General features: G+C 68.1%; 16 protein-coding genes and 7 pseudogenes. 10 read left to right on the top strand and 13 right to left on the bottom strand.

Going from position 1 to position 22,693, the window contains the following annotated elements; translation table 11 throughout:
* Nucleotides 1-191: 191 nt before the first annotated feature.
* Nucleotides 192-704, top strand: coding sequence for a hypothetical protein (locus tag ACZ6I1_RS33795; protein WP_469292841.1), 513 nt, complete (start codon nt 192-194; stop codon nt 702-704).
* Nucleotides 705-857: 153 nt separating this feature from the next.
* Nucleotides 858-1,013: a hypothetical protein gene (locus ACZ6I1_RS33790; protein WP_469292840.1), complete on the top strand. Its 156-nt coding sequence runs from the start codon at nt 858-860 to the stop codon at nt 1,011-1,013.
* Here the strand turns inward: ACZ6I1_RS33790 and ACZ6I1_RS33785 are convergent.
* From ACZ6I1_RS33785 to ACZ6I1_RS33770, 4 genes and pseudogenes are all read right to left on the bottom strand, one after another.
* The gene (locus ACZ6I1_RS33785) at nt 1,003-5,394 is read right to left on the bottom strand and encodes a hypothetical protein (protein ID WP_469292838.1); all 4,392 of its coding nucleotides are present in this window, start codon (nt 5,392-5,394) and stop codon (nt 1,003-1,005) included. The two genes, ACZ6I1_RS33790 and ACZ6I1_RS33785, sit on opposite strands and share 11 nt — an antisense overlap.
* A 392-nt stretch (nt 5,395-5,786) precedes the next feature.
* Nucleotides 5,787-6,110, bottom strand: a pseudogene (locus tag ACZ6I1_RS33780) (transposase); the annotation flags it as partial.
* Nucleotides 6,111-6,282: 172 nt separating this feature from the next.
* Nucleotides 6,283-6,570, bottom strand: a complete 288-nt coding sequence (locus tag ACZ6I1_RS33775; RefSeq protein WP_469292843.1) for an alpha/beta hydrolase — start codon at nt 6,568-6,570, stop codon at nt 6,283-6,285.
* 602 nt (nt 6,571-7,172) lie between these two features.
* Nucleotides 7,173-7,661 (bottom strand): annotated as a pseudogene (locus tag ACZ6I1_RS33770) (alpha/beta fold hydrolase); the annotation flags it as partial.
* 586 nt (nt 7,662-8,247) lie between these two features.
* On the opposite strand from ACZ6I1_RS33770, the gene ACZ6I1_RS33765 reads away from it, so the two are divergent.
* The 3 genes and pseudogenes from ACZ6I1_RS33765 (at nt 8,248) to ACZ6I1_RS33755 (ending at nt 11,436) form a co-directional block, all read left to right on the top strand.
* Nucleotides 8,248-8,778, top strand: a complete 531-nt coding sequence (locus ACZ6I1_RS33765; RefSeq protein WP_469292837.1) for a hypothetical protein — start codon at nt 8,248-8,250, stop codon at nt 8,776-8,778.
* 542 nt (nt 8,779-9,320) lie between these two features.
* Nucleotides 9,321-10,388 (top strand): annotated as a pseudogene (locus ACZ6I1_RS33760) (IS630 family transposase).
* Nucleotides 10,389-10,806: 418 nt separating this feature from the next.
* Complete coding sequence (locus tag ACZ6I1_RS33755; RefSeq protein ID WP_469292836.1) at nt 10,807-11,436, top strand: hypothetical protein; 630 nt, start codon at nt 10,807-10,809, stop codon at nt 11,434-11,436.
* A 221-nt stretch (nt 11,437-11,657) separates the two neighbouring features.
* On the opposite strand, the pseudogene ACZ6I1_RS33750 reads toward ACZ6I1_RS33755, so the two are convergent.
* Nucleotides 11,658-11,930: pseudogene (locus tag ACZ6I1_RS33750) on the bottom strand (helix-turn-helix domain-containing protein); the annotation flags it as partial.
* A 265-nt stretch (nt 11,931-12,195) separates the two neighbouring features.
* On the opposite strand from ACZ6I1_RS33750, the gene ACZ6I1_RS33745 reads away from it, so the two are divergent.
* Entirely contained in the window at nt 12,196-12,522 is a 327-nt protein-coding gene (locus tag ACZ6I1_RS33745; protein WP_469292834.1) for a hypothetical protein, read from the top strand.
* Nucleotides 12,523-12,590: 68 nt separating this feature from the next.
* On the opposite strand, the gene ACZ6I1_RS33740 is transcribed toward ACZ6I1_RS33745, so the two are convergent.
* Complete coding sequence (locus ACZ6I1_RS33740) at nt 12,591-14,288, bottom strand: SpoIIE family protein phosphatase (RefSeq protein ID WP_469292833.1); 1,698 nt, start codon at nt 14,286-14,288, stop codon at nt 12,591-12,593.
* A 755-nt stretch (nt 14,289-15,043) separates the two neighbouring features.
* Here ACZ6I1_RS33740 and ACZ6I1_RS33735 point away from each other — a divergent pair.
* Nucleotides 15,044-15,646 (top strand): hypothetical protein, encoded by a 603-nt coding sequence (locus ACZ6I1_RS33735; protein WP_469292832.1) that lies wholly within the window; start codon nt 15,044-15,046, stop codon nt 15,644-15,646.
* A 497-nt stretch (nt 15,647-16,143) separates the two neighbouring features.
* Here the strand turns inward: ACZ6I1_RS33735 and ACZ6I1_RS33730 are convergent, their stop codons facing one another.
* Nucleotides 16,144-17,115 (bottom strand): hypothetical protein, encoded by a 972-nt coding sequence (locus tag ACZ6I1_RS33730; protein ID WP_469292830.1) that lies wholly within the window; start codon nt 17,113-17,115, stop codon nt 16,144-16,146.
* 749 nt (nt 17,116-17,864) lie between these two features.
* On the opposite strand from ACZ6I1_RS33730, the gene ACZ6I1_RS33725 reads away from it, so the two are divergent.
* Entirely contained in the window at nt 17,865-18,074 is a 210-nt protein-coding gene (locus ACZ6I1_RS33725) for a hypothetical protein (RefSeq protein ID WP_469292829.1), read from the top strand.
* A gap of 429 nt (nt 18,075-18,503) precedes the next feature.
* Complete coding sequence (locus ACZ6I1_RS33720) at nt 18,504-18,668, top strand: hypothetical protein (RefSeq protein ID WP_469292827.1); 165 nt, start codon at nt 18,504-18,506, stop codon at nt 18,666-18,668.
* A gap of 179 nt (nt 18,669-18,847) precedes the next feature.
* Here ACZ6I1_RS33720 and ACZ6I1_RS33715 read toward each other — a convergent pair whose 3' ends face one another.
* A complete protein-coding gene (locus ACZ6I1_RS33715; RefSeq protein WP_469292826.1) occupies nt 18,848-19,273 on the bottom strand; it encodes a winged helix-turn-helix transcriptional regulator in 426 nt (141 codons plus the stop codon).
* Between the two features lie 32 nt (nt 19,274-19,305).
* On the opposite strand from ACZ6I1_RS33715, the gene ACZ6I1_RS33710 reads away from it, so the two are divergent.
* A complete protein-coding gene (locus ACZ6I1_RS33710; RefSeq protein WP_469292825.1) occupies nt 19,306-20,040 on the top strand; it encodes an NADPH-dependent F420 reductase in 735 nt (244 codons plus the stop codon).
* A gap of 105 nt (nt 20,041-20,145) precedes the next feature.
* Here ACZ6I1_RS33710 and ACZ6I1_RS33705 read toward each other — a convergent pair.
* The 5 genes and pseudogenes from ACZ6I1_RS33705 to ACZ6I1_RS33685 all read right to left on the bottom strand — a co-directional run.
* Nucleotides 20,146-20,312: pseudogene (locus ACZ6I1_RS33705) on the bottom strand (IS256 family transposase); the annotation flags it as partial.
* A 267-nt stretch (nt 20,313-20,579) separates the two neighbouring features.
* Nucleotides 20,580-21,200, bottom strand: a complete 621-nt coding sequence (locus tag ACZ6I1_RS33700; RefSeq protein ID WP_469292823.1) for a hypothetical protein — start codon at nt 21,198-21,200, stop codon at nt 20,580-20,582.
* A gap of 417 nt (nt 21,201-21,617) precedes the next feature.
* Nucleotides 21,618-21,849: pseudogene (locus tag ACZ6I1_RS33695) on the bottom strand (hydroxymethylbilane synthase); the annotation flags it as partial.
* Between the two features lie 2 nt (nt 21,850-21,851).
* Nucleotides 21,852-21,923 (bottom strand): annotated as a pseudogene (locus tag ACZ6I1_RS33690) (helix-turn-helix domain-containing protein); the annotation flags it as partial.
* Nucleotides 21,924-22,172: 249 nt separating this feature from the next.
* Nucleotides 22,173-22,541 carry a hypothetical protein gene (locus tag ACZ6I1_RS33685; RefSeq protein WP_469292822.1) on the bottom strand — a complete coding sequence of 123 codons (369 nt, stop codon included), beginning with the start codon at nt 22,539-22,541 and terminating at the stop codon, nt 22,173-22,175.
* Nucleotides 22,542-22,693 lie beyond the last annotated feature (152 nt).

Below are 22,693 nucleotides of genomic sequence, written 5' to 3'. Positions count from 1 at the left end.
GGCAACCTTTGCGAGACCGGCCTTGGGGAACATTTGAGGCAGCCGATATCGGCTGCCTCAAATGTTCCCCAAGGCCGGTCTCGCAAAGGTTGCCGCCCGCCGAAGTCGCCTTCGAAACCCCGCAACATGAACGTGCTCAGCCGACACACTGAGGCTGAAGCGCCGAACCTCACAAAGGACCCCAGACGCCCATGCCGAACCCGCTCGACGCTCCGGACGCGGTGTCAGCGGCGGCTGAACCGCTCGAGGACCTGCTCGACGACTGCAACCACGTGTCGTCCATATATCTGTTCCATGTAGTCCCAGTGGCTGGGATGACACCTGGGATGACACACGGTCATGACTGGATGAAGGGCCTCGCTCAAGCCGTGTACGACGCGGGGTCCACCGGTCACCGGGTAGGAACGTCGGTCGACCCGTTCGAGTCACCACAGGCTTGGCGGGACATTCTCCGCCGACAGGTGACCGAAGGGTTCATGCAGCCCGCCCACAGGTACTCGGACCCCAGCCTGCGCCTGCCCGCCGAGATCCGGCGGGCAGGCGAACTCGCCGATGGCATCGCCGACCTCGTCGAAGCACACCTGGGGCCCGTCCGAAGCTCCGGCGACGTCGACGGCCCGCACACGGGCGACATCTGGTGGCGCAACCTGCTGTTGGTCACCAGCGACTGGGCCACCATCCTGCATGTCGGGATCTGCGACTGACCGAACACGTTCATCGCCCCCCGCACAGCCGCGGTCACGGCCTCCCACGCCGCTGCGGCCCACCGAGCCCGGCCACCGCACCCTGCGCCGACTCCACGCGGCCGGCGCCCATAACCCGTGGGCCCCACCCGCCCCTTCGAGGAGGGAAACACCGTGTCCGAACCCCGGCTTGCCACCCCTGCGGATGCCGCAGAGATCGCCCGCCTCCAGGACGGCGGTGACGCCCCCGCCTACGTCATCGTGAGCATCGTCCTGATGGTCAACGCCGGCGCTTCCGCGCACAGGGAAGACACTCACTTTAAGGAATGAAGGCCGCCGCGTCCGCTCGGGCCTGTTCCAGCGCTGCCTGGTACTTGGCCGGATCGACTTGGACCAGGCGTTCGTAGACCTTTACCTGTCGGTGCATGAACTGAACACCCGTCGCGGGGTCCCCGGCCTTCTTGTGGACGAGTGCCATGTTGTAGAGCGCGCCGGTCAGGTCGTGCCAGTCCCAGAACTCGTTGGGAGTGAAGGCCGCGAGGACCTCGTAGTCCACCGGTAGCGTCGAACCGGCTGGGCGCAGGCCCGCCAGGATCTCCTGCTCCCGCAGCCCTCGCTCGCCCAGGGCCCGCGCGAGGGAAGCGTCCAGGCCTGTCCTGTAGTTCCAGAGCAGCGTGAAGATGGCTTCGGCCAGCTGGGGGCGGTACTTGGCCGGGTCCGTCTGGAAGAGACGCTCCCAGACCCGAACTTCCCTGACCTTCCAGGCGGCGGCTCCCGCGTGGTCACCCGCCCTCTGCGCCGCGAGCGCCAGGCCGAAGAGAGTTCCGGGCAGGAGGGACCATTCCCAAAACTCGTTCGGAGTGAAGGGCGCGAGGTTGTCGTAGTCCACCGGTGTCGTCGTACCGGCGGCGCGCAGACCCGCCAGGACCTCGTACTCCCGCAGGCCCTGTTCACCCAAGGCCAATGCCGTAGCCGTTTCCGTTGTCCTGAAGTTCCAGAGCAGGGTAAAGATGGCTTTGGCCAGCTCCGGACGGTACTTGACCGGGTCCTTTCGGAAAAGACGCTCCCAGACCCGCACCTCCCTGACCTTCCACGCGGCCGCCCCCACGTGGTCACCCGCCCTCTGCGCCGCAAGCGCCAAGCCGAAGAGCGTTCCGGGAAGCTGGGGCCAGTCCCAGAACCCGTTCGGAGTGAAGGGCGCGAGGTTGTCATAGTTCACCGGTACCGTCGTACCGGCGCCGCGCAGACCCGCCAGCACCTCGTACTCCCGCAAGCCCTGCTCACCCAGGGTCAGGGTCATGGCAGTGTCCGATGCCCTGAAGTTCCAGAGCAGGGTGAAGATGGCTTTGGCCAGCTCCGGACGGTACTTGACCGGGTCCCTCCGGAAAAGACGCTCCCAGACCCGCACCTCCCTGACCTTCCACGCGGCCGCCCCCGCGTGGTCGCCCGCCCTCTGCGCCGCAAGCGCCAAGCCGAAGAGCGTCCCGGGAAGCTGGGGCCAATCCCAGAACCCGTTCGGAGTGAAGGGCGCGAGGTTGTCATAGTTCACCGGTACCGTCGTACCGGCGCCGCGCAGACCAGCCAGGACCTCGTACTCCCGCAAGCCCTGCTCACCCAGGGTCAGGGTCACTGCGGTATCCGATGCCCTGTAGTCCCAGAGCAGTCTGAAGACGGCGTCGGCCCAGTCTTCGCGGAATCGGTCCGGATCGGCCTTGGCGAGTGCCTCGTACACCTTGATCCGGTCGATCATGGCTTGGGCGGCCGCTTTGTATTTGCGGGCGGCCCCAAGCGACTGGGCGAAGGCTCGGAGGGCGTTGGCGCGGTCGATCCATGGCTGGGGGCACGTCTTCAGGTTGTCCTTGCGGCTCGGTTTGTCGGGGTTCCTGAAGTCGAGTTCGATGGGCACCCCGCACCCGGGGTGGCTTATCTCGATCAGGCCGTCATGGCCGGTCGACCGCATGAACTCGCCGCTGACCAGCGGAAGCCTGCTGAGATCGCCGTCCGATCCGTCGGCGGACGTGGTGATCCGGGCCTTGTACTTCTGTCCGGTCGGCTCGAACCATATTTTGTACTCCTGCCCGAACGGCGCACGGAACTCGAGGGTGACGCCCACGTCGCCGAAGGGCGGGAGGTCTTGGTTGAGCGCGAGCACGGTTTCCTTGAACTCCTCGAAGCCCATGCCGTTCTCGTCCGCCTCACGTGCGTAGACGAAGCCCAGTGTGGTGCCCAGGAGCGTCGGTACGCGGTACGCCGCGAAGTGGAACCCGATGTCGGTCAGGTCGCCCCAGAACCAGGGGCCTGCCGGCTCGAACGCACCGTCCTTCGACAGTCTGAGGTCGATGACCTCGCCGTCCTCCTCCTTGAACGCCAGGAACAACCTGCCGTCGCATGACGCCAGTGCGGGGGCGGCGTCGCTGGAGGATCCGTCCAGCACCTTCTTGTCCTCGATCCCCTCGATTCCGAAACCACCGGCGGTGTTGCCCCACAGGACCACCTTCGCCAGATTGACCTTGCCGTTGCCGCGGCCGGTCCAGCCGAGCAGGAGTCGGCCCGCGTGGGAAGCCAGACAGGGAGCGAAGTCACTGGAGTCATCGGGGAGCGGTGTGGCGGCCTCGAACGTGTGGCCACCGTCGTTGGAGAACGTCAGGTTCAACTGGGTGTTGCCGGAGCCCCGCCAGGCGAGGAACAGCCGGCCGTTGTGGGACGCCAGCGCAGGTGAGGCATCGCTGGAGGCGTGGTCGATGACGACCTTGTCCTCGAGCCTCTCGATGACGAGACCGCCGGCGGTGTTCCCTGCGAGGACGACCTTGGCCACGTTGATCTTCTTGTTTCCGCGGCCGATCCAGGCAAGGAGGAGTCTGCCCCCGTGCGAGACCAGATACGGACTGAGATGGCTGGATTCGGAAAACTTCTTCGACCCCTGGAATCCTGGCGTCCCGGGAACGGCGAAGGCCAGGTTCAGCTCGTTGTCGTCGTCCTTCCAGGCAGAAAAGATCCGGCCACCGTGTGATGCCAGGGCGGGAGGAACGACGGTCTTCGCAGGGTGCGCCATTCGTTCCGTGAAACCTTCGACTCCCGGGATTCCCAGCAGGTTCGTGTACTGCACCCTGGCCACGTGGATCTCGGCCGGGGCCAGCGTGCCGCCCATGGTGCTGTCCAGGTATCCCATCCAGGACGCGAAAACCCGGTCGCCGTGAGTCGTGAGGCTGGGATGACCTGACGTCGACGTTTCGAGCACCCTCTTGAATTCAGCGGGACGCATGCTCATGCCTGCGATGATCCGTTCGTGAACCCCGATGTTCACGCCCAGAGTGTGATGCTTGTCCGGATCTTCGACATCGTCGGCGAACGGATCGACAGAGGGATCCGGGAACGGCTCGAATCTGATGAGGTCGGCGAATGCCACGTCGCGCCGCGTCGGGATGAGCGTCGTCGCCTGGGCCCTGGAGGTCTCGTTCCAGGCTTCCTTGAAGATATCGAGGTGGTCGTTACCGTACCCGCTGGTCAGGAACATCCCACCGGCCGACAGGAGAAAGGACGGAGATTTATAATAGATCTCAAGCCCGCTTTCGGCGTCCTCGGGGGACGCTGTGAGCCTGGGGCGTTTCCCGTGGTAGAAGCGGTGGATCGCGGCTCTGTTGCGGTCCATTGCCAGGATGTACGCCGCCGGCGGAGGACGGTAGGCCGCCGTTCCCGCGATCACCGCATTGTAGGTGAGGTGACCGGGGAACCTGACCGGGTTCCCGTCGGCGCCTGTGAACCCGGTATAGGCCAGGAAGTAGCCGGAAACCTGTTCACCCCGTTCGCTCAGAATGTTGTTGAACCAGTTGTTCTGATGGTTGATGTTCGCCTGTACCCGCCGGAACGGGGCGATGCGGTGCCCTCTGGTGCTGGACACGGCGAACTTGGTCATCGTGTAGTCGAGCAGGATCTGCGCAGCCGTTCTGATCCGCTCCTCCTTGGCGAACTCGTACAGGTTCAGCAGGGAATGCAACGAAAGACGGGCATATACGCGGGAATTGAACTCCAGGAAGTCGTGCCGGGCGATGGGCTGGAGGGCGCGATGGAGCAGCCAATCGCTGAGCCCATTGGCTTTGTTGTCGTACTGAGCGCCTCCGGTCCGCTCGTGGAGGATCTGGTTGACCAGATATCGGGAGCTCTCGATCATCAGGAGATGGTTTTCCGTCTCGGAATAACTGGTTCCGAGGACCGGCGCCTCCAGAAACTCGATCATGAGCGTGTGGGGACCGGAGATCGGTTCACCTTCGATGATCCCGCCGGGCCCATGCGGCTGACCGCGGGCGGGGAGGATGAGTTTCTCGAGGATGTAGTCGTAGTCCTCGGTCCTCAAAAGGTCCCCATAACGGCAGATGATGGTCATCAGGCCCTTGAGGCCCATGTCGTAGTCCTCGCCCGTACCCACCAGCCCGTTGCCCGCGGTCAGCCACGGCAGGATTTCGTGCACGAGCTCCAGGCTCGGCTTCCGGTTGACCGCGAACGCCGGATCATCCGCCGCGGCGTGCAAATGGGCCATGAGCCAGATCGTCTGGTCCTCATCCACCACGCGGAGGAACGGACCGATCGCTTCCAGCGGATGCAGATGAGCGACGTACCGGGCGATGCCGTTCGCCCTTTCCCGGTGGCTCGCAAACGCCTGCGCGGGCGAGTTGCCGAGGGCTACGGGGTCGAGGAATTCCTCCGGGATCGCCATGATGAGACTCCTCCCACCGGGCCTCGGCTCGGACTGGAAGGCCGCGTGTGCCCAACTGGCCGGTGTGGGTTCCGTGGGATCTCTTTCACCCTCGCACGGCTCACCGGGCCCTGCCACTGCTGCCCCGCGGGCGAGCCCGGGCAGTGGCCGGTGGAGACGGCCGCCGCCGGACGAACCGACCGGCGGGTCAGTCGGCCGGCGACCAGAGGGCATCCAGGGTCCCGCTGCCCGGGACAGCCTCTCCCAGCCGCCGGGCACGTCTTCGCCTGGAAGTCCGCGTACGCCTGCGGAACGTCGTCCAGTGGCAGGTGGTGGGTGGCGAAGCCTTCGACGCGGAAGCAGGTCGTCGACCCACCGGTGGACGTTGGCCTGTCCCATGCGCAACTGGACTAGATCTGCTTCGCGACCCGCAGTTTTGTGAGCAGAACGGCGTGGAGCCGGCCCCAGACACCGGCCTCATCCCAGGCCTCGAGGCGGCGCCAGCAGGTCATACCGGACCCGAAGCCCAGCTCCTGGGGCAGGTACTCCCACTGGATGCCGGTATGCAGCACGAACAACACTCCGCCGCATAAGGCCTGCCGGTCCGGCACCCGCGGCCTCCCCGGCTTCGGCTTCGGTCCCGGAACCGGCAACAACGGCTCGATCAATGACCACAGTTCGTCCGAGACGATCCACGGACGAGAATCCCCCTTCCCCACGACCAGACCAACGAGCATCCAAACCGACAGTCACACGACGAAGGGCTTCTGTCAGGAGCTTTGGGCGGCGGCCTGCGGCCGGCCCGGTGGGTGTGCGGAGGTCGTCGCCGTCGACCAGCCCCACCGTCTCCGCTATCGCCATAGGCACCCGCCGCACGAACCCGGTCGGACCGGCCCCTCCGGGCCCTCGTCAGCCCTCGTCCGGGCAGGTCCGGTTCCCGGCCGGCAACTGCCCGTCTAGCAGGAAGTGATTCACGTAGCCGCGCACGCAGGGCGAGGACAGGTAGCCGGTGTGCCCCTCGCCCTTGTAGTCGACGATCACCGCCGACCCGAGCCTCCGGGCGGTCTTCTCGGTCCACTCGTACGGGGTCGACGGGTCGCCCCTGGTGCCGACCAGTAGCATCGGCGGGGCACCCGGGTGGTCGATCTTCTGGATGAAGTCGGTGCCGGCGGGGCGGCCGTAGCAGGTGAGCGCCAGCGCCAGCAGGTGCGGCCCGAAGACCGCCGACGCCTTGCGGAACTCCTCCTCCAGGCGTGCGACCTCCTTCCGCGCGGCGGCCGGTGAAGCCTGGTCGAGGGACCGGTCCGGGTCGTCCGCACAGTTCCGGCCATGAGGGCGGCCCCTGAGTTGTCCGCGGGGATCTGATCGGGGCCCTGGTCCTTCGGCTCCTCCCCCGCGGGTTCGACGTGGAGGTCGAGGATCCGGAGCAAGCCCGCCGGGTCACCGTCGCGCTCGGCCGTGGCCAGCGCGTCGGCGAGGTCGGGCCACAGTGCCCTGGAGAAGAGGGCCTGGCCGACGGCGCCCGCGGCGAGCTGCCCCGTCAGTTCCGTACCGTCGTCGCCGACCAGCGGCGTGCGGTCGAGCCGCTCGATGAGAGCAGCCACCTTCTCGCCGGCGGTACCGGGGTCGGTGCCGTAGACGCAGTCGTCGCGACGGGCGCACCAGGTCAGGAAGTTGCTCAGGGACTGCTGCCGGGCCCGGGCCGTGGTCAGGGACCGCCCGGCCAGCGAGTCGGTGAGGTTGTCGACTCCGTCGAGGACCATGCGGCCGGTCCGCTGCGGGAACAGCGCCGCGTACACGGCGCCGAGCCGAGAACCGTAGGAGAAGCCGAGGAAGTTGAGCTTCCGATCCCCGAGGGCCTGGCGCAACACGTCCATGTCGCGGGCGACGTCGACGGTCCCCATGTACGGGAGGACCGGGCCGGAGTCCTTCGCACAGCGCTGGGCCTGGGCGCGGATCTCGCCCAGCACCTCGGCCGCGTCGAATCCACCGGTGGTGACCAGCTCCGCCGAGACCGGGCTCTCGCCCTCGCAGGTGACGGGGTCGCTGTGGCCGACCCCGCGCGGGTCGAAGGCGACGAGGTCGTACCGCTCGCCCAGGACGGCGAAGGACTCGGGGTAGGCGGCAAGGTCCTCGATGCCGGAGGCGCCGGGCCCGCCGTAGTTCAGCAGCAGCGAGCCGAGGCGCTTGTCGGGATCGACGGCCCGGATCCGGGCCAGGTCCACCGTGGTCTTCCCCTTGGCCGGGTGGGCGTGGTCGAGCGGGAGCTCGATGGTCGCGCACTGCATCCCGTCGGGCACGGCCTTCGCCGGCATGGGGCAGGCACCCCAGCGGATCTGCGGCGCCGGACTCGGACTCGGGCTCGGGGCGGCCCCGAGGCCCGCCAACGCCAGGACGCACACCACGGCGACCGTACGGGCACGCGTCCGCGAGGCGGGGCTTTGGATGAGGTGGCGCACGACACCCTCCACGGGTGACCCCCAGGCCGTCCCATACCCACCAGAGGCACCCACCCCCGAACCCCGCCGCCCGGCCGATCCGCCGAACCGGCCGGGCGACACCCGCATGCTCCCCCACAGGTAGTCGTGGGCGGCGGGCGGCGGCCCGGCTTTGCCGTCCTACGGGATCACGTCCAGGCGCAGAGGAGGAGAGGCGAACGGTATGTCGCGCGTCACTGTGGTCAGTGGATCTGCTCAGACTGACATGGTGAACTCTGCCCCGCCCGCTGGCCCTGACGCTCCTGACACCCGAACCAGTCACCGCCCGCGGAGGTGGCGATTCGAGTCGGCTCATCTGTGGGTCGGCACTGCCACCGGCCTGGTCGCACTGCTCGTATCGCTATACAACCTCGCGGAGCTACGACGGCAGCCGGAGATGGACGTCGCCATGCCGCACCTCGTACGAGTCGCCCAGGGCAAGGATGTGTGGCTCTACCTTCAACCGACGCTGTCCACCCGGGTCAAGACCGAGGACCTCGAGATGGTGTTGAGCGCGGAACTTCGACTGCGGCCCACCGGTCCGATCGCCGGCACCGACGAGCCCAAGTTCTTCTGGGACGAGACGGGCTCTTGGACCTATGACCACGAGAGGCGCGGCCTCACCTACCGGCGTGAGGCAGACCCGGTACCGCTGATCATCAGTCAGGACAGGCCTCAGCAACCGACGATCCTGTTCAACGCGATCGACTGGAACCTCCGGCCCGGGCGGTACGAGGGGTCGCTGAGCCTCCATCGGGCGAGCAAGTCAAAGCCCCTGGTCTCAAGCTTCTGCCTGGAGATTTCAGAGCAGGCGGTGAAGGGCTTTCGCAGTGCTGGGCAGCGAGGCCACTTCGACTTCCGCGACGATGTTCCCAGTTCCACCGGAGCATCAAAAGGTCGTGATTGCTACCGTCTATCACCGGTGTAGGGCTTCGCGAACACGTGCGCGCCCTAAATCCCGTCAACGTTCACCGGGCGCTGGCCGCCCCATGCCAGTCCGGGGCGGCGGGGTACTTCTCGGCCCTCGGCGAGCCATTGTCGTTCGACGGCGTCGTAGATCGGCGCGTCGGACGCCTGCCCGAATTCCTGGGCCGGCCGGGCGAATCCGGCTCGCTCAGGTGGCGAAACGGTTTTCTGCCCCATGCCCAGCCCCACGAACTCGGTCGGCCGATGTGGCGGCGCGTGACCGTTCGATCGTGAACCGCGGCCGGCTGCGGCTCCCCCAGAGTCACGCCGGTTGGGCTCTTCAGGTCCGTGGGCGACTGTTGAGGCCGTCGTGGCCGTCGGCGCCCGTCTCGTCGAACCAGTAGGCGCCGGCCGCGAGATAGCGGAAGGGAACGCTCGGTCTTGCCGGGCAGAGCGAACGGCGGGCACGGTTCATTCGCCCACGGCGTCCTCAGCCTCCCAGCTACTGAGGTTTTCGGGTTGTCGTCGGGTAGTGACGGGTGATCCCTGTGGTAGGCCGGTGGGGTGAGGTATCCGGAGGGTGGGGGCCTGACCGCTGAGCGTCGGGCGTTTCGTGAGGGGATCCGGCTTCAGGCCGGCGAGAGGTTCGCGGTGGGTGAGAAGACCACGGTGATCGCGAAGGACCTGCGAGTGAGCGCGCGGTCGGTGGAGCGCTGGCGTCGTGCCTGGCGCGAGGGGGGCATGGAAGCTTTGCGCTCCGCGGGCCCGGCGAACTCCCCGACCGTCACCGATGCCCAGTTCGCCGTGCTGGAGGAAGAACTCGGCAAAGGGCCGTCGGCGCACGGCTTCGAAGACGAACGCTGGACCCTGGCCCGGGTTCAGGCAGTGATTCGCCATCGGCTATGGGTGAGCCTGTCGGTGACGACGGTATGGCGGCTGCTGAAACGGCACGGCTGGTCCTGGCAGGCACCCGCACGCAGAGCACTCGAACGCGACGAGCACGCGGTGGAGCTGTGGAAGAAGGAGGTGTGGCCCTGGGTAAAAGCCTCGCGGCGGCATCCGGGGCCTGGATCGTCTTCGAGGACGAGGCCGGCTTCTCGATGACGCCGCGCCCGCACCTGGGGCCGGCGCGGGCACACCCCTGTGATCCGGGTGAGGGGCAGGTCCCGTCGCCGGACCTCGGTCGCTGCACTGTGCTGCTACAAGCCCGGAGAGAAGAGCCGTCTCATCCACCGGCCCCGCACCCGTCTTTTACTGAAGGGCGCACGCAAGAGCCTCTCCTGGAAGGACTACCGCGACCTGCTCGTTCGGGCTCACATCCAGCTCGGCGCTCCGATCGTGGTGGTCTGGGACAACCTCAACACCCACCTCGCAGCAGGGCTGAAGCGGTACGAAGCCGAGCACGACTGGCTCACCACCGTCCGCCTCCCGCCGTATGCACCCGACCTGAATCCCGTCGAGGCCGTCTGGTCACTCGTGCGCAGAGCGATGGCCAACACCGCTTTCGCCCCACCCGACGACCTCGACCGCAAACTCCGCCGCGAGATACGCAAAATCCAACTTCGGCCCCGCCTGATCGACGGCTGCCTCACCGCCACAGGCCTGGCTATCACCCCACCCACCCCACCCTGAAAACCTCAGTACACGGCCGCCGCGGCCCGCGTCGGCCGGCTGATCGTGACCCATGTAGGCCGCTCCCTCACACCGCAGGATGCGGTGGCACATGCCTCGGCCCGGTTCGGCGGCCCCGTCGACTACGCCGCTCCGGGCGACACTTTCTCGATCGGTCGAGTATCTTGGGGCTGACATCCTCGACGACAAGGTGCCCCTGTTCGTGGAGGGTGTGACGCGGGCGGCCGCGCAGCTGGGGGCACCGCGGTCCCGCCGCTCACCGGGGTGGGCGTCGCCGCCCTGGCGGAGCCCGACCTCCCGGTCGAGGTCGAAGCCACCGCCGTCATCGACCGAACAGGTCCGATCGCGGCCGGCGGCGGCACTGTCGTTGGGGCGGGGCGGGGCGGGGCTGCCAACCTGCCCCGCCCGCGGTGGAAGAATGGCCGTCCTCGTGCCGCGGCGGAGTCCGGAGACCGGAGAACCGCTGGGCTTTACCCAGAAGGAACATGTGGATACACGCTCATTGGCGGCCCTCCTCGCTTCGGAGGGTCTTCTTCTCGTGGCGGTTCAGGAGATTGCGGAAGTCTGTCCGCCGGCCGTTGTTGGTCTGGCGACGTCATGCGGGCCGTTGGACGGCCGTGTGGATGTGGTTGTCGAGTTCGACTGTGCTGACCCTGTGCAGAGCGTCAATGATGCCTGGGGACGTCTGGCCTCTCGGTTCGGGTTGTTGGGGCAGGATCGGGAGTTTCTTCTTGCTGTTCGCGAGGACGACGAGTCGGAGACGCTCTGGGCCCGTGTGCGGCTGGGTGAGAAGTGGAGTGTGGCTGGGCGGAATCCGTCCGGGATTCTGGGCCCTGCCCGGCCTTGGACCGGTGGGCTCTTGACTATGTCTCTGTCGGGGGACGTCGTGGTTGCGGGGACGACGTACGAGCAGTACATGAGTGTGCTTGCGGTGCCGAGGCCATACCGGGTAGAGGTCATGCGGCGCTATGCCCGGTACCTGCTTGCGGAAGGCAGTGTTACCGGCATGGAGGCCCTTAACCTCAGGGCGTGGCTCGACAGGGAATGAGGGGTCCGGCGCGAAGCCTTCGGGTCTGGGGGCCGGAGCGGGCACGGCTCGGGAGGCGAGCGGAGCGGCCGCCCCCGCGGTGGGCAGCCGAAGGTGTTGCATAGCGAGACGGGATGATGTGAAGCGGATCACCCTCTAGATGCCTCGGGTCGGGCATGCGCGAGCATGACTGGAATGGACGCTCGTTTCCTTGGTATAGCCGATCTGGTCGAAGCCCCGTCCGACGGCCCTTTGCCGAGTTCTTCCTCCAGCACGGCGAACTGGGCATCGGTGACGGTCGGGGAGTTCGCCGGGCCCGCGGAGCGCAAAGCTTCCATGACCCCCTCGCGCCAGGCACGACGCCAGCGCTCCACCGACCGCGCGCTCACTCGCAGTTCCTTCGCGATCACCGTGGTCTTCTCACCCACCTCGAACCTCTCGCCGGCCTGAAGCCGGATCCCCTCACGAAACGCCCGACGCTCAGCAGTCAGGCCCCCACCCTCCGGATACCTCACCCCACCGGCCTACCACAGGGATCACCCGTCACTACCCGACGACAACCCGAAAACCTCAGTAAGCAGGTCGCCCGGCTGGCAACGTGAGTACCTCGCAGAGCGCGGCGAGCGTCGCAAAGCGCCCGGTGCCCCCTCACCGTCCACCCGCTAGCACTCGTTTGCCCAACGATCCGCCCAGGCCGCAGCAACGGCCGCGGGGCGCCGTCGATGCTTACAGCGGCGTGTGCGCTCGTTTCGGGCCTGGAGCCTGCGCAAGCATGGCTGCATGCCTCAGTGGATCCGCGTGTACGACGAAGACCAAGATCTGTGGCAGTACTTCGAGGGCGACGAGGAAGGGTGGGTGACGCGGCAGGTGGATCTGCGTGGCGGCGACGGCACTGCGGTGACCGCTGCCTCCTTGGAGGAGGTACTGCGGTATCAGGAGCGGTCCGACGTCGAAACGATGAGCCGCTACCAGCAGCGGTACGGCGTGATCGCCGAGGGCAGACTCACGGCCTGGGAGGGAGCAACGCACTCCAGCGAGGTCACGGCGGAGGAGTTCGAGCGCGTGTGGCTGCAGGCTCGGCGCACCCTCGGTTCCACCGCTCCCTGACCCTGACGCGCGGTGATCGCAGCACCGGCTCCACCGCGGCCATCCGGTCCAGCACCTCCGAAAACCCGTCAGTCAGGCATGTGCAGGCGGGTTGCGAGCAGAGCGACGTCGTCTTCGGCAGGACCGGACACCAGGTGCATGAGGATGGTGTCGAGGATGTCCTCAAGGGGTCCGTCCACGGTCAGGCGCAGGTCCGTCAGGCACTGGAGTGAAGCGTCGATGTCCAAGGTGCGCTGCTCGACCAGGCCGTCGGTGTACAGCAGCAGGACCGCCCCGGGAGGGATGGGCAAGGTCAGCGCCTCGTAGCCGCCCAGTTCGGCGCCCAGCGGCGGACCGGCCGGTACCGGCAGCAGCTCGGTGCGGCCTTCCCTGTGCAGCAGCGCCGGGGGCAGGTGGCCCGCGCTGGAGATCGTGGCTGTGCCCTGCTGGGGGTCGATGAGGGCCAGCAGGCAGGTGGCGAACCGGTCGAGGCCGATGCCGGCGCCACGGTGGTCGGCATCGGCGAGGAGTCCTTCGACTGAGGTGGTGGAGAGGGCCAGGCTGCGCAGTAGGGAGCGGTAGTGGCTCATGGCGACGGCCGCGGTGAAGCCGTGGCCCATCACGTCGCCCATGACCTGAAGGGTGCGGCCGGCGGGCAGGGGGATCGAGTCGAACCAGTCGCCGCCGACGAGCGCGCTGCGGCCGGCGGGCAGGTAGCGGGAGGCCACCTCGATGTCCGGGTGGGGGCTGCCGGGCTCGGACAGCAGGGCACGTTGCAGCTCCAGCGCCATGGTGTGCTCGAGGGTGTACTGGCGGGCGTTGTCGATGGCGACAGCGGCACGGGCGGCCAAGTCCTGCGCCACCACGGCATCGTCATCCGTGAACGGTCCGGAATCTCCGGCTCTGGCCAGGAACAGGGCACCAACCGGGTGCTCCCTCGTCGGCAGCGGAATGACGAGGGCGGAGTGGATACCAGCGGCGCGCACGACCGCTACGTCTTCGCGCCGGGCAGTCATCTTGCGGAACACCTCGTCGGTGGCGAGGTTGCCCATCCAAGGCCGACCGGTATCGAGACAGTGACGCAGCGGCGAGCCTCGCGGTACATCGACGTGGTCCCCGATTCTTCCGATCCGCTCCATCTGCCGAAGGATCTCCGGGTCCCCGGCGACGGCGGCGATGCGGATGCGCAGAATGCCCGGGGCCGGAGGCGGCGCCCCGTACGGTTCGTCTTCGATGACATCGACGCACGCCGCGTCCGCCAGGCTCGGTGTGACGAAGTCGGCCAGCTCGGCACAGGTCGTGTTCACGCTCAGCGTGGTGCCGACCCGCATGGCCGCGGTGTCCAGCAGCGCCAGCCGCTGGTGGGCCTTCTCCAGATCGTCTATGTACTGGCGCAGCCCGCTGACCTCCACTCCGATGCCACACAGGCCGAGCACCCGCCCTTTGTCCTCCAGCCGGTGGTAGACCGCGCTCCACTGTCTGCGCCTGAACGGCGAAGTCGCGCGCGTGCGGCCCGTGACCGCCAGTGCCCGGGGCTGTCCGTCAGCGAGGACCATGCGCAGGATCTCGTCGGAGCGGTGGATGTCCGGCAATACCTCGGTCATGGTCCGGCCCAGGAACGCTGCGGCCGGCACCCCGCCCATCCGGCCCATGGCGGCATTGACGTACAGGTAGCGCAACCGTTTGTCCAGGACGGCCACCGCTGCAGAGGTGCCGTCCAGGATGTTGCGGAGCACCCCGTACTCGCGAGCCTGCTCCAGCGCATCAGCGGACGATGCCCCCGCCACCGCGGACAGAAAGGCATCCTGAGTACCCGAGAAAAGCCACCTGGGCGGCAGCCGGTCAAAGCCCACCCGAATCCTCCTCATCCCCTGACGAGGTCATGGCTCATCCCATCGTGGACCTGCCCGCAGAGCACCGCATCCGCAGCGGCAAGCCCCTCGTACGTAAGGGGCACCTGTCGTATCCCGCGGCAGACAGCCCCCTTGTGAAGGCCGTCACGCTTCGTATTCGCAGGCCAGGCATCCGCCCGCGGACGGGGCCGCCTAGGCCCGAGCCCTGTGCGCCCAGAACGTGCCCGTCCTCGAGATCGCCCGCAAGCTCGTCATCCCCGCCGGCTAGAACAAGGGCGAACACCCGTCAGTCGCCACCGTCTACCGCACCCTCACCGAGGACACCGACGGCACCGACGGCACCGACGGCACCGACGGCACCGAGTGAGCCGTGGCGGCGCCGACCGCGCGGTCAAAACGGTTACAGCAGTCACCGGTTGGGGGGACTTCACTGCAGAACGACCTGCACACGGCTGCCGCAGAGGAAGAATTACTCACGCACGCCGCGCGGCCGGCCACGGGGCTGCGCACAGCTTCGGGGAGTGGCCATGGTGGCTTCGGGCACTGTGCCTGCGAGGGGCACGGGTCGCCGGAACCGCTGCTGTCCCCGCCGGTGCTCAGCGTTGTTCCGCGTTCTGGGCATCGTCCTGACCGTCGTCTTGACAGCGAGCGGCTGTGGAGGCGATTCAGCTGAGTCCTCTGATCAGGCCTTGTTCCAGGCCGACGTGGTGAAAGACCGGAAGCAGCTACTTGACGGCCGTCTCTCCTACCAGTCGCACGTGTCGGCATCGGTCGACAGTGCAGTCGACTACAGAATCTGGCTGGAGGCCTTGAGCGCCGGGACTGCGGGCCGGTCCGCGGCAGCCGAACCTGGCACGGAGACCCGGTCCTTCCGGGTGGGAGGGGTGCAAGGAGCCTCCCTCACCTCCGCCCACCGCGAGGTGCGGGTTCGGCTCCTCGCCGACACCCGGACGCAACAGGTCATCGCCGAGCCCGGTGACAATGCCCAGTGGCGATGGAGCGTGTCCGCAAGTGAGCCGGGCGACTACACGCTTCTACTGGCCCTCACCACGTTCCAGCGCGACTCGGACCGCGCCCTGTGCACACTGACGCCTCCCCTCACGGTCCGTCTCAGCGTGAGCAACACGTGGTCGCATCGCATCGCCTCGACGTACGAGTCGCTGATGGCCTGGGGCGGTGCCGCAGTCGCACTGACCGCGATCATTGCATTCCGAGCGCCGCTCACGGCCTTCGTACGGGCACGCCGGGAATCCTGGCGGGAGCGGAAACGAGGGCAGGACGGCTACCTGTAAGTTCCTCGCGCTCGGGGTGAGTGGCGGCGCAGGATGTGAGGTGAGACGGTGACCGTCTGGGGCGCACACGGGCTGAGCTTCAGACCACCGCCTAAGCATCACGCTCCGCTACATGTCGATTGGTTCGCCGTTCGTCAGGCACCCCAAGCAGCTGGATCACACCGGAGCGGCTGGCGACAGAGTCAGTCACCGCGATACCCCACAGGAACGGAACCGCTGCGGCAGTCGCGTCGAAGACCGACAGCTCCCCAAGCCAAAGCCCGGCGGCAGGGGCTTCAGCACCGTCCTCCGCTTTGCTCGTGCCGCCGGGCCGGAGCAGTTGTTCACCGGCCAGTGGCAAAGCCGCCCCACCAGGCTCGACGCCACGTCCCCACCGAGGTGGACCAGCAGGCCGCCCCGGCGAGGTGGCCGACCCCGGACGCGGTCACCTGCGGCCGACACCGCTGCAGCGGATTCCCCAGGGCGACCGTCAGACCGGAATTCGGAACCTCCTTCATTCAGTCGGGGATGCCGAGGCGCAGAATCCGGGCTGTTTGGAGTACCTCGCGGGAGGTCAAGCCCTGGTTGGCGTCGATGAATGCGAGGGTGGTGTCGTCGAAGTTCGCGTTCGGCGGAGGCGTGGCGCCCGGCTCGGCGATCAAGCGGAGGGTGGCACGAAGCGTCGCGTTGCCGGGGGTGTCGGGTCCGCCGGAGGCAAACGCGGCGGCGAAGAACGGCAGCGGAGTACCACCCGGGTAGACGTTGGGGCCGTTCGCGGTGAACAGGCCAAGGCGGGGACCGGGGCCGCTGTTGATACGGGCCAGGAGCTTGGTGTTAAGGCGGCGGGTGAGTTCGGTGCCCGAGGTCGCCAGCGAGGGAACGGTCAGGTACTGCTGTGCCTGCACCAGCGTGTCCAACGAGCCGGCGATGAGCTCTTCCTTGTTGCCGACGTTGGGGTCCTGGTGCAGAGTCTCGTGGAACAGAGTTGATGCCAGTTGCCGGAAGTCCTCGAACCGGTAGCGCTGGTTCACCAGGATGTTCGGCAGCGTCTCCCCCGGGTCTGGAGGGCTGACTTGAGCGATGCTGGCCGGCGGCAGGTTTGCGAAGCGGACTCGGGTGAAGATGGCGCTGCTTCGCAGTGCGGCGATGCCTGGTTCCCCGAACGTGCACAGCAGCGACGCCGCCGAGGCCCGTAGCACCGGGTCCGGAACCCTTTGCCGCAGCGCGGGATCAGTGGCGAACAGCCTTACCCCCTGAGCGGCGCGGAATGCCCCGCACCGTCGGGCCAGCGTCGTAGCGAGCCGCTGCGCAAGCTGCTGCTCGGTGAGCGCCGGACCTGCCGCCGGTGTCATCGGTCCGGAAGCGGGATACACCTGCGGCGTGAACAGTGAGACGTCGGTCGGCGGGAACGGCCGCTGCGCCAGGATCTCGTTGACACCTTCCCCACCGCCGGCCCGCTCCACCGCGACGGCTGGTACGGCGATCGGCACGAGGGCCAAGGTGGCAGCAGCCAGTGCGGTGACAAGCCGTCGTGGCATGACAGACACAACATTCATCAGGCCAGCTAAGAACATACCTCCGAGCACACCGGGCGCCACAACGCCACGGTCGTGCTAACAGCCCAACCAGATAGGCCACCCGGCGGCCACCACGTCACCCCTCCCAGCGCAGCTGTGCCGCCACGCCAATCCGGAACGCGGCTGTCACGCCCTGGGGGGGCGCGGGACTCACGCCACGTGGCAGGGCCGCCACATGGTCAGTGCCGATCATTCCCCCGCCCGCCCAGTTCGCCACCGGTCCCGGCCGTCTGTTGCCCCGTCCAGGTGACGGACCGCTGATCGAGATCGGCTAAGGCCTGCGGGTCCGCGACGCGGCGAATGAGTGCCCGAGTCGTCACTGCCCGGGGCCTGGCGAAGGAAGCGGCCGCCTGAACCAGGGCTGACCCAGGCCCAGATCGTCCGATCAGGTGTAAATGCAACACTCAGAGCACATCGTGAGCGGGGTGATTGCCCGAGTGGTGTCAGATGGAGGTGCCCGCCAGGGCATCGCGGTCCTTCCGGACGGCGGGCGCCCGCCGGCTCCTCGCCCCTCGAAGCCTCAGTCACGTCGCCCCGGGGGGCGGGAGACGGTGTGGGGACGAGCGGCCGAGCAGCCGCCGAACAGCCTCGGCACCCTTGGGCCGCCCGGGCGGCTAGGCAACACGGACCATCTGGGTGGTCGTTCTGGTCGTTACACCGGCATGACCGACTTCATGGTGCAGATCCCTGCGGACTGGCTGGCCCGGGTCTTCCCATCCCTGCGCTGGAGCGCATCGGACGATGCGAAGGCCCTGGCAGCAGAGCTGCAGCCGTTCACGGAGAAGCCAGGTCAGCGGGTACCCGTCCCGGGAGCGACCGTACCACCGCGCACGGAGTTGGCCTTGCGGGGAGAGATCGAGATCGCCGACTAAGAAGGCCGGCGTGCGCGACTGTCCGAGGAAGCCGAATACTTCATCAAGGTCCGGCTCCCCCGCCAGTGAGCCTGATAGATCTCCGTGCTGACGTGCGTCGTCGGCGTGCCGGCAGAGCCACCACTCGGACGGTCCGCGCCGTGTCTTCCTCACCCGAGGGGTGCCTGACCCCGCTCCCTGCGGAGGTCGGGGGTGGCACAGTGGAACGAGCCGCCGAGGGCATTTCGTCGCGGGCCTCGACCAGGACCTGCTGATGGTCGGCCACCAGCGGGTTCATGTCAGCCAGGGGCCGGTCGTACGCATGGTGGAGCGACGCGGTCATCGCCTCCCTCCTGAACATCGTGGCCGACCGCGACAGCGCCGGCCTGGACGATCCGACCTCCGCAAGATTGCCGACATCGCCGCGCACGAGGCCGCCGTCCTCGACCCATGGACCGCACGTGGTGGGACGACCCGGACTCGGACTGGACGCTGCGCATGGCCAGGCCGAAGCAGGACGAGCGCCCCGCGTTCTTCGACACCTACCGGGCCCAGGACTCTGCCCCCGCGGCCGACTTCCACCGACAGATCTACGTGCCCGCCGCCTCGGGGTAATCCGGCTGGAACGCCACCGCCTAGGCAACATCTCCGGGGTCCAGGCCAGCTGCCACGACATGGCCTCCATCCCGACCGGCCTGAACTCGAACGAACACGAACGGGGCACCGAGCGCCTGTGCGGTGCCCCCTCGAGAGCAGCCGCTCGACGGCCAAGTCCGGCGTAGTGAACGTCCTGGCTAGCTCCTGCAGGGGCGATCTTCTCGAGGTGCGAAGCGGGCCTGGGCCGCCAGGACGGCTCCGGTGTAGCGTCCCGCCCAGACGCCCATCGCACGTATCGGGCCCAGCAGCGCGAGGCCCGCCTCGGTGAGTGAGTAGTCGACGCGTGGTGGGGCCTCGGCGTATGCCTGGCGTATGACCAGGCCGTTGTACTCGAGGCGGCGCAGGGCTTCGTTGAGGACCTTGGGGCTGATCCCGCCGATGCGGGTGATCAGCGTGCGCGGCCTCATGGGTCCGCTCTCGCCGAGGGTGTAGACGATCACGCTGTCCCAGCGGTTCGACAGTACGTCGAAGGCCACCCTCGCCTGGCAGTCCGCGGCGTAGTCGCCGCCGCCCAGGTCTTCGCTCAGGCCTTGTCCGTCTGCCTCTACCGCCGCGTCGCTCATACGATCATCCTGCCCTGCCCGATGCACACCATGTGGTGTGCATCGGCGCGTCTAGCGTCCTTTCCGTCACACCTCGTACATCTCGCGACACGGACGACAGGAGCAAGCACATGCGCATCGGCATTCTTGGTACAGGGGCGATGGCCACGGCACTCGGTGCGGCCTGGGTACGCGCCGGCCATGACGTTCGGGTGGGCGGTCGCAACACCGAAGCGGCCTCCCGCACCGCCCTGCTCACCGGCGCCTCCGAGCACGGCAGCCTCGCCGAGGCCGCGGCCCACGGGGACGTGGTACTCCTCGGCGTGCCGGCGGGCGCCGCGCCGCAGCTGGCCGAAGAACTGGCCCCCCTGCTCGCCGGGCGGACGGTGATCGACTGCACCGTTCCCATGGCGCCGGGCGAGGACGGCCCGGTCCTGACCACGGGCGGCGCCACCTCCGTCGCCCGGCTCATCGCGGACGCCGCCCCCGGCGCCCATGTGGTGAAAGCGTTCGGGGTGTGCCACGAGAGCATCTGGACCCTGGACCGGCCGGCCTTCGAAGGGGCCCCGCTGGCGGTGCCGTTCTGCACCGACCAGCCGGGCGCCGCCGCGCGGGTGGCGGAAATCATCACCTCCATGGACTGCACGCCTCTGCCCTGCGGCGGGCTCGATCGCGCTGCCCTGCTGGAGGCCACTGCCGTCTTCGCCGTCGGCGTCTGGTGGTCGGGCGCCGAGGCCCGCTTCGCGTTCCCGGCTCCGGCCCTGGCTCCGGGGGCCGTTGACGACTAGGGTCCGTCTTCACCTGCTGATACCGAGTGCCGGCAGAGGCCGGCCCTTCCGTCTCGCTGTCGCCGACCATGACACCGATGACTTCGCCGGCCGCGTCGCGCCAGGGGTGCGGGTGTCGGTCCGCTCGCCCCACTCGGCGCCGATCCGGGCGGTGGCTTCGGCCTCGACGAGTTCCTGGAGGAGCCGCTCGGCGACTTCGCGGACGAGTTCAAGACCATCTGCCGAACGTAGTGACTCGAGCAGGCGAAGTAGTCATGCTGGGACAAGGCCACCAGGCACCACCCCTTGCAGCGAACTGGCAGTTCACCAAGGGCAGTTGCACGTTAGCCTGCCCCGTCTTGAGGGAGCATTCACCAGCAGTCGATGCACGCGAGGGCACACAAACGGCGCACTTCCCGGCCAAGATCCGTCACACCACCCCGTGGGCACCGTCGCGGCTTCCAAGGACAGGCCCGAGTCCTCACGGGCAGGCAGTCTCGCGCCGCGGGCCCAGTGGCGGCTCGGCGGACTACGGCCGGAGGGGAAGTGAACCCGCGGCCTTACGGGTGCTGAGGGGGTCCGATGACCTTCTGGCCGATCTGCTCGGCAAGCCACTGCGCGAAGCGGTCCTCGTAACCATCACCGTTGCGCCGCCGAACGTGGACAAGGACCGTGTGTGTGTCGGCCTGGACATCGAGGCCGCGATCGGCGCAGTGGAGCAGGAGCGTGACCTTGGCGTTGTTCGCCTCACCGCGCAGGCCGCGCTCCGGCGCGTCTGGCCAGTACATCGAATCCCAGTGGATCTCGGCCGGGTAGGGGCCGACCACGGTGGCGAAGTGATCCTCGATGCTTCCCACGGGTTGGTCCAGCATCGAGACGGAAAGCGGCAGGTATTCATCCAGGCCGGGGCTGTCGACGGGAAGTTCTCTTGCGGGAACCGAACGGAACAGATCGGATATATCGGCCGGTGGGACCGCGTCCACGCCTCCCTGCCAGCAGGTGAACCAGGAATCCGGCAAAGCCTCTCTTAGCCGCTTCACCTCGGACAGGGTGGGTACCGTGGCGTCCACGGACACGTCGGAATAGGACTGCCTACCGAATGCCACCATCTGCCAGGCCACACGCAGGGCCAGGTTACGGTCGGGCGAGCGGAAGATGGGGTAGGCAACATCTGTCGACATGAGGCGACTCTGACACGGCCCCCAGCAGGCCGTCCCCCTGTTTACGCTGCCGGACCAGCGGGGTCCCGCAGGAAGCAGGGCCACTTGCGCAGGTTAAACGGCAAGTTCAGTACCTGCATCTGAGCCGTTCATGACATGCCGCTCGGCGGCTCTTTCTGCGCAAGGACCTGACGGCGGAGTCGATCGAGGAGGTCGTCAGGCTCGGCTCCGCACGTAGTTTCGCCGCCAACTCGCACGTGCCTGCGAAGGTCAGGGCCCGCTTGGCGGAGCATCCGGAACCCAAAGCCCAGGCGGTTCCGTCTGCCACGCTCGCCGCGACCGCGGCCCGGACTGACGGCACGCAGGGGTCCTGATCATCTGCAAGGCGCGACCCCGGCGGGGCGCGGCCGGACCGGCCACGCCCCCGAGGAGGACGCAGTGCGGGATTCCGTCGATCAGCTCGCGCGCACCCTGGCAGAGCAGGGAGACGGCCACGGAGGTACCGAACGTGGCCGGGTCCAGGCGGCGGGCCCACTCGTGGGCGTGGATCGTGACCTTCCCGTCCGGGGAGAACACGGTGGCCCGCAGCGAGAGCTCCCCGCCGCTCCACGCGCGCGTACCCCGCGATCGGGGAGTTGCAGTGCCCCTGGAGGACGTGGAGGAACATCCGACCGCTTCCATCCGGACCCGCTCGCGGAACGCTTGTCTCTCCGCGGTCAGACCCCCACCCTGCGGATACCTCATGCACCCGGCATACCGCGACGATCACCCGTCAGCCCCTGCGACAAGACGACTTCGAGGTCAGTAATCGTTCTGATTGCTGATGGTCTTCTTCAGCTTGGTGGCCGTTTCCCGGAGCCGCTTCTCCACCTCGGGAACCTGCGTACACGTTTCCGACGCGTCGTGCCGGTAGAAGCGGCGGTAGGGCGGGCGGGAGTGTGCAGACGGCCCCGCGCCCGCGACCTGGCCCCGGCGGCGTAGGCCGGGCTCGCGTCAGGCGAGCTCGACAGTGACGATGCCGTACGCGACGAAGGCGGCGGCCGAGGGCACGATCAGCCCGAGCCGAACGGCCGAGAGCCACAGGCCGAGCGTGCGCGGGCGCCCGGCCCCGGCCCGCGAGAGGAGGACCGCCGTCCCTCCAAGTGACGAGACCAGCGCGAGCGCAGCCAGGAAGAAGGCCGTGACCCTGGGCGACGTGGGCTCGGTGGCGGGGCCGTAGTCCTCCGTGATCCCGGGCAGCAGCAGGCCCAAGGCGCAGAGCACGAGGGCCGTCAGGACCGTGGCGAGGAAGTCGAACGTAAGGGCGATGGCCCAGCCGACGGGCAGCCGCCGGGACGGGCGCGGCATCTGGTTCACCGGCATGCGTATCTCCGTGAGGTGAGGTAGGGCGCGCGGGGGGGGGGGGGGGGGGGGGAGAAAGCCCCCCCCCCTCCCCCCCCCCCCCCCCCCCCCCCCCCCCCCCAACGAACCACCCCCCGCCTTCCCTCCCCAACAAAAAAAGAAAAAAAAACCCC

The sequence above is a fragment of the Streptomyces sp. NPDC046303 genome (genome assembly GCF_055588085.1).
This window is presented reverse-complemented; position numbering and strand designations above follow the sequence as displayed.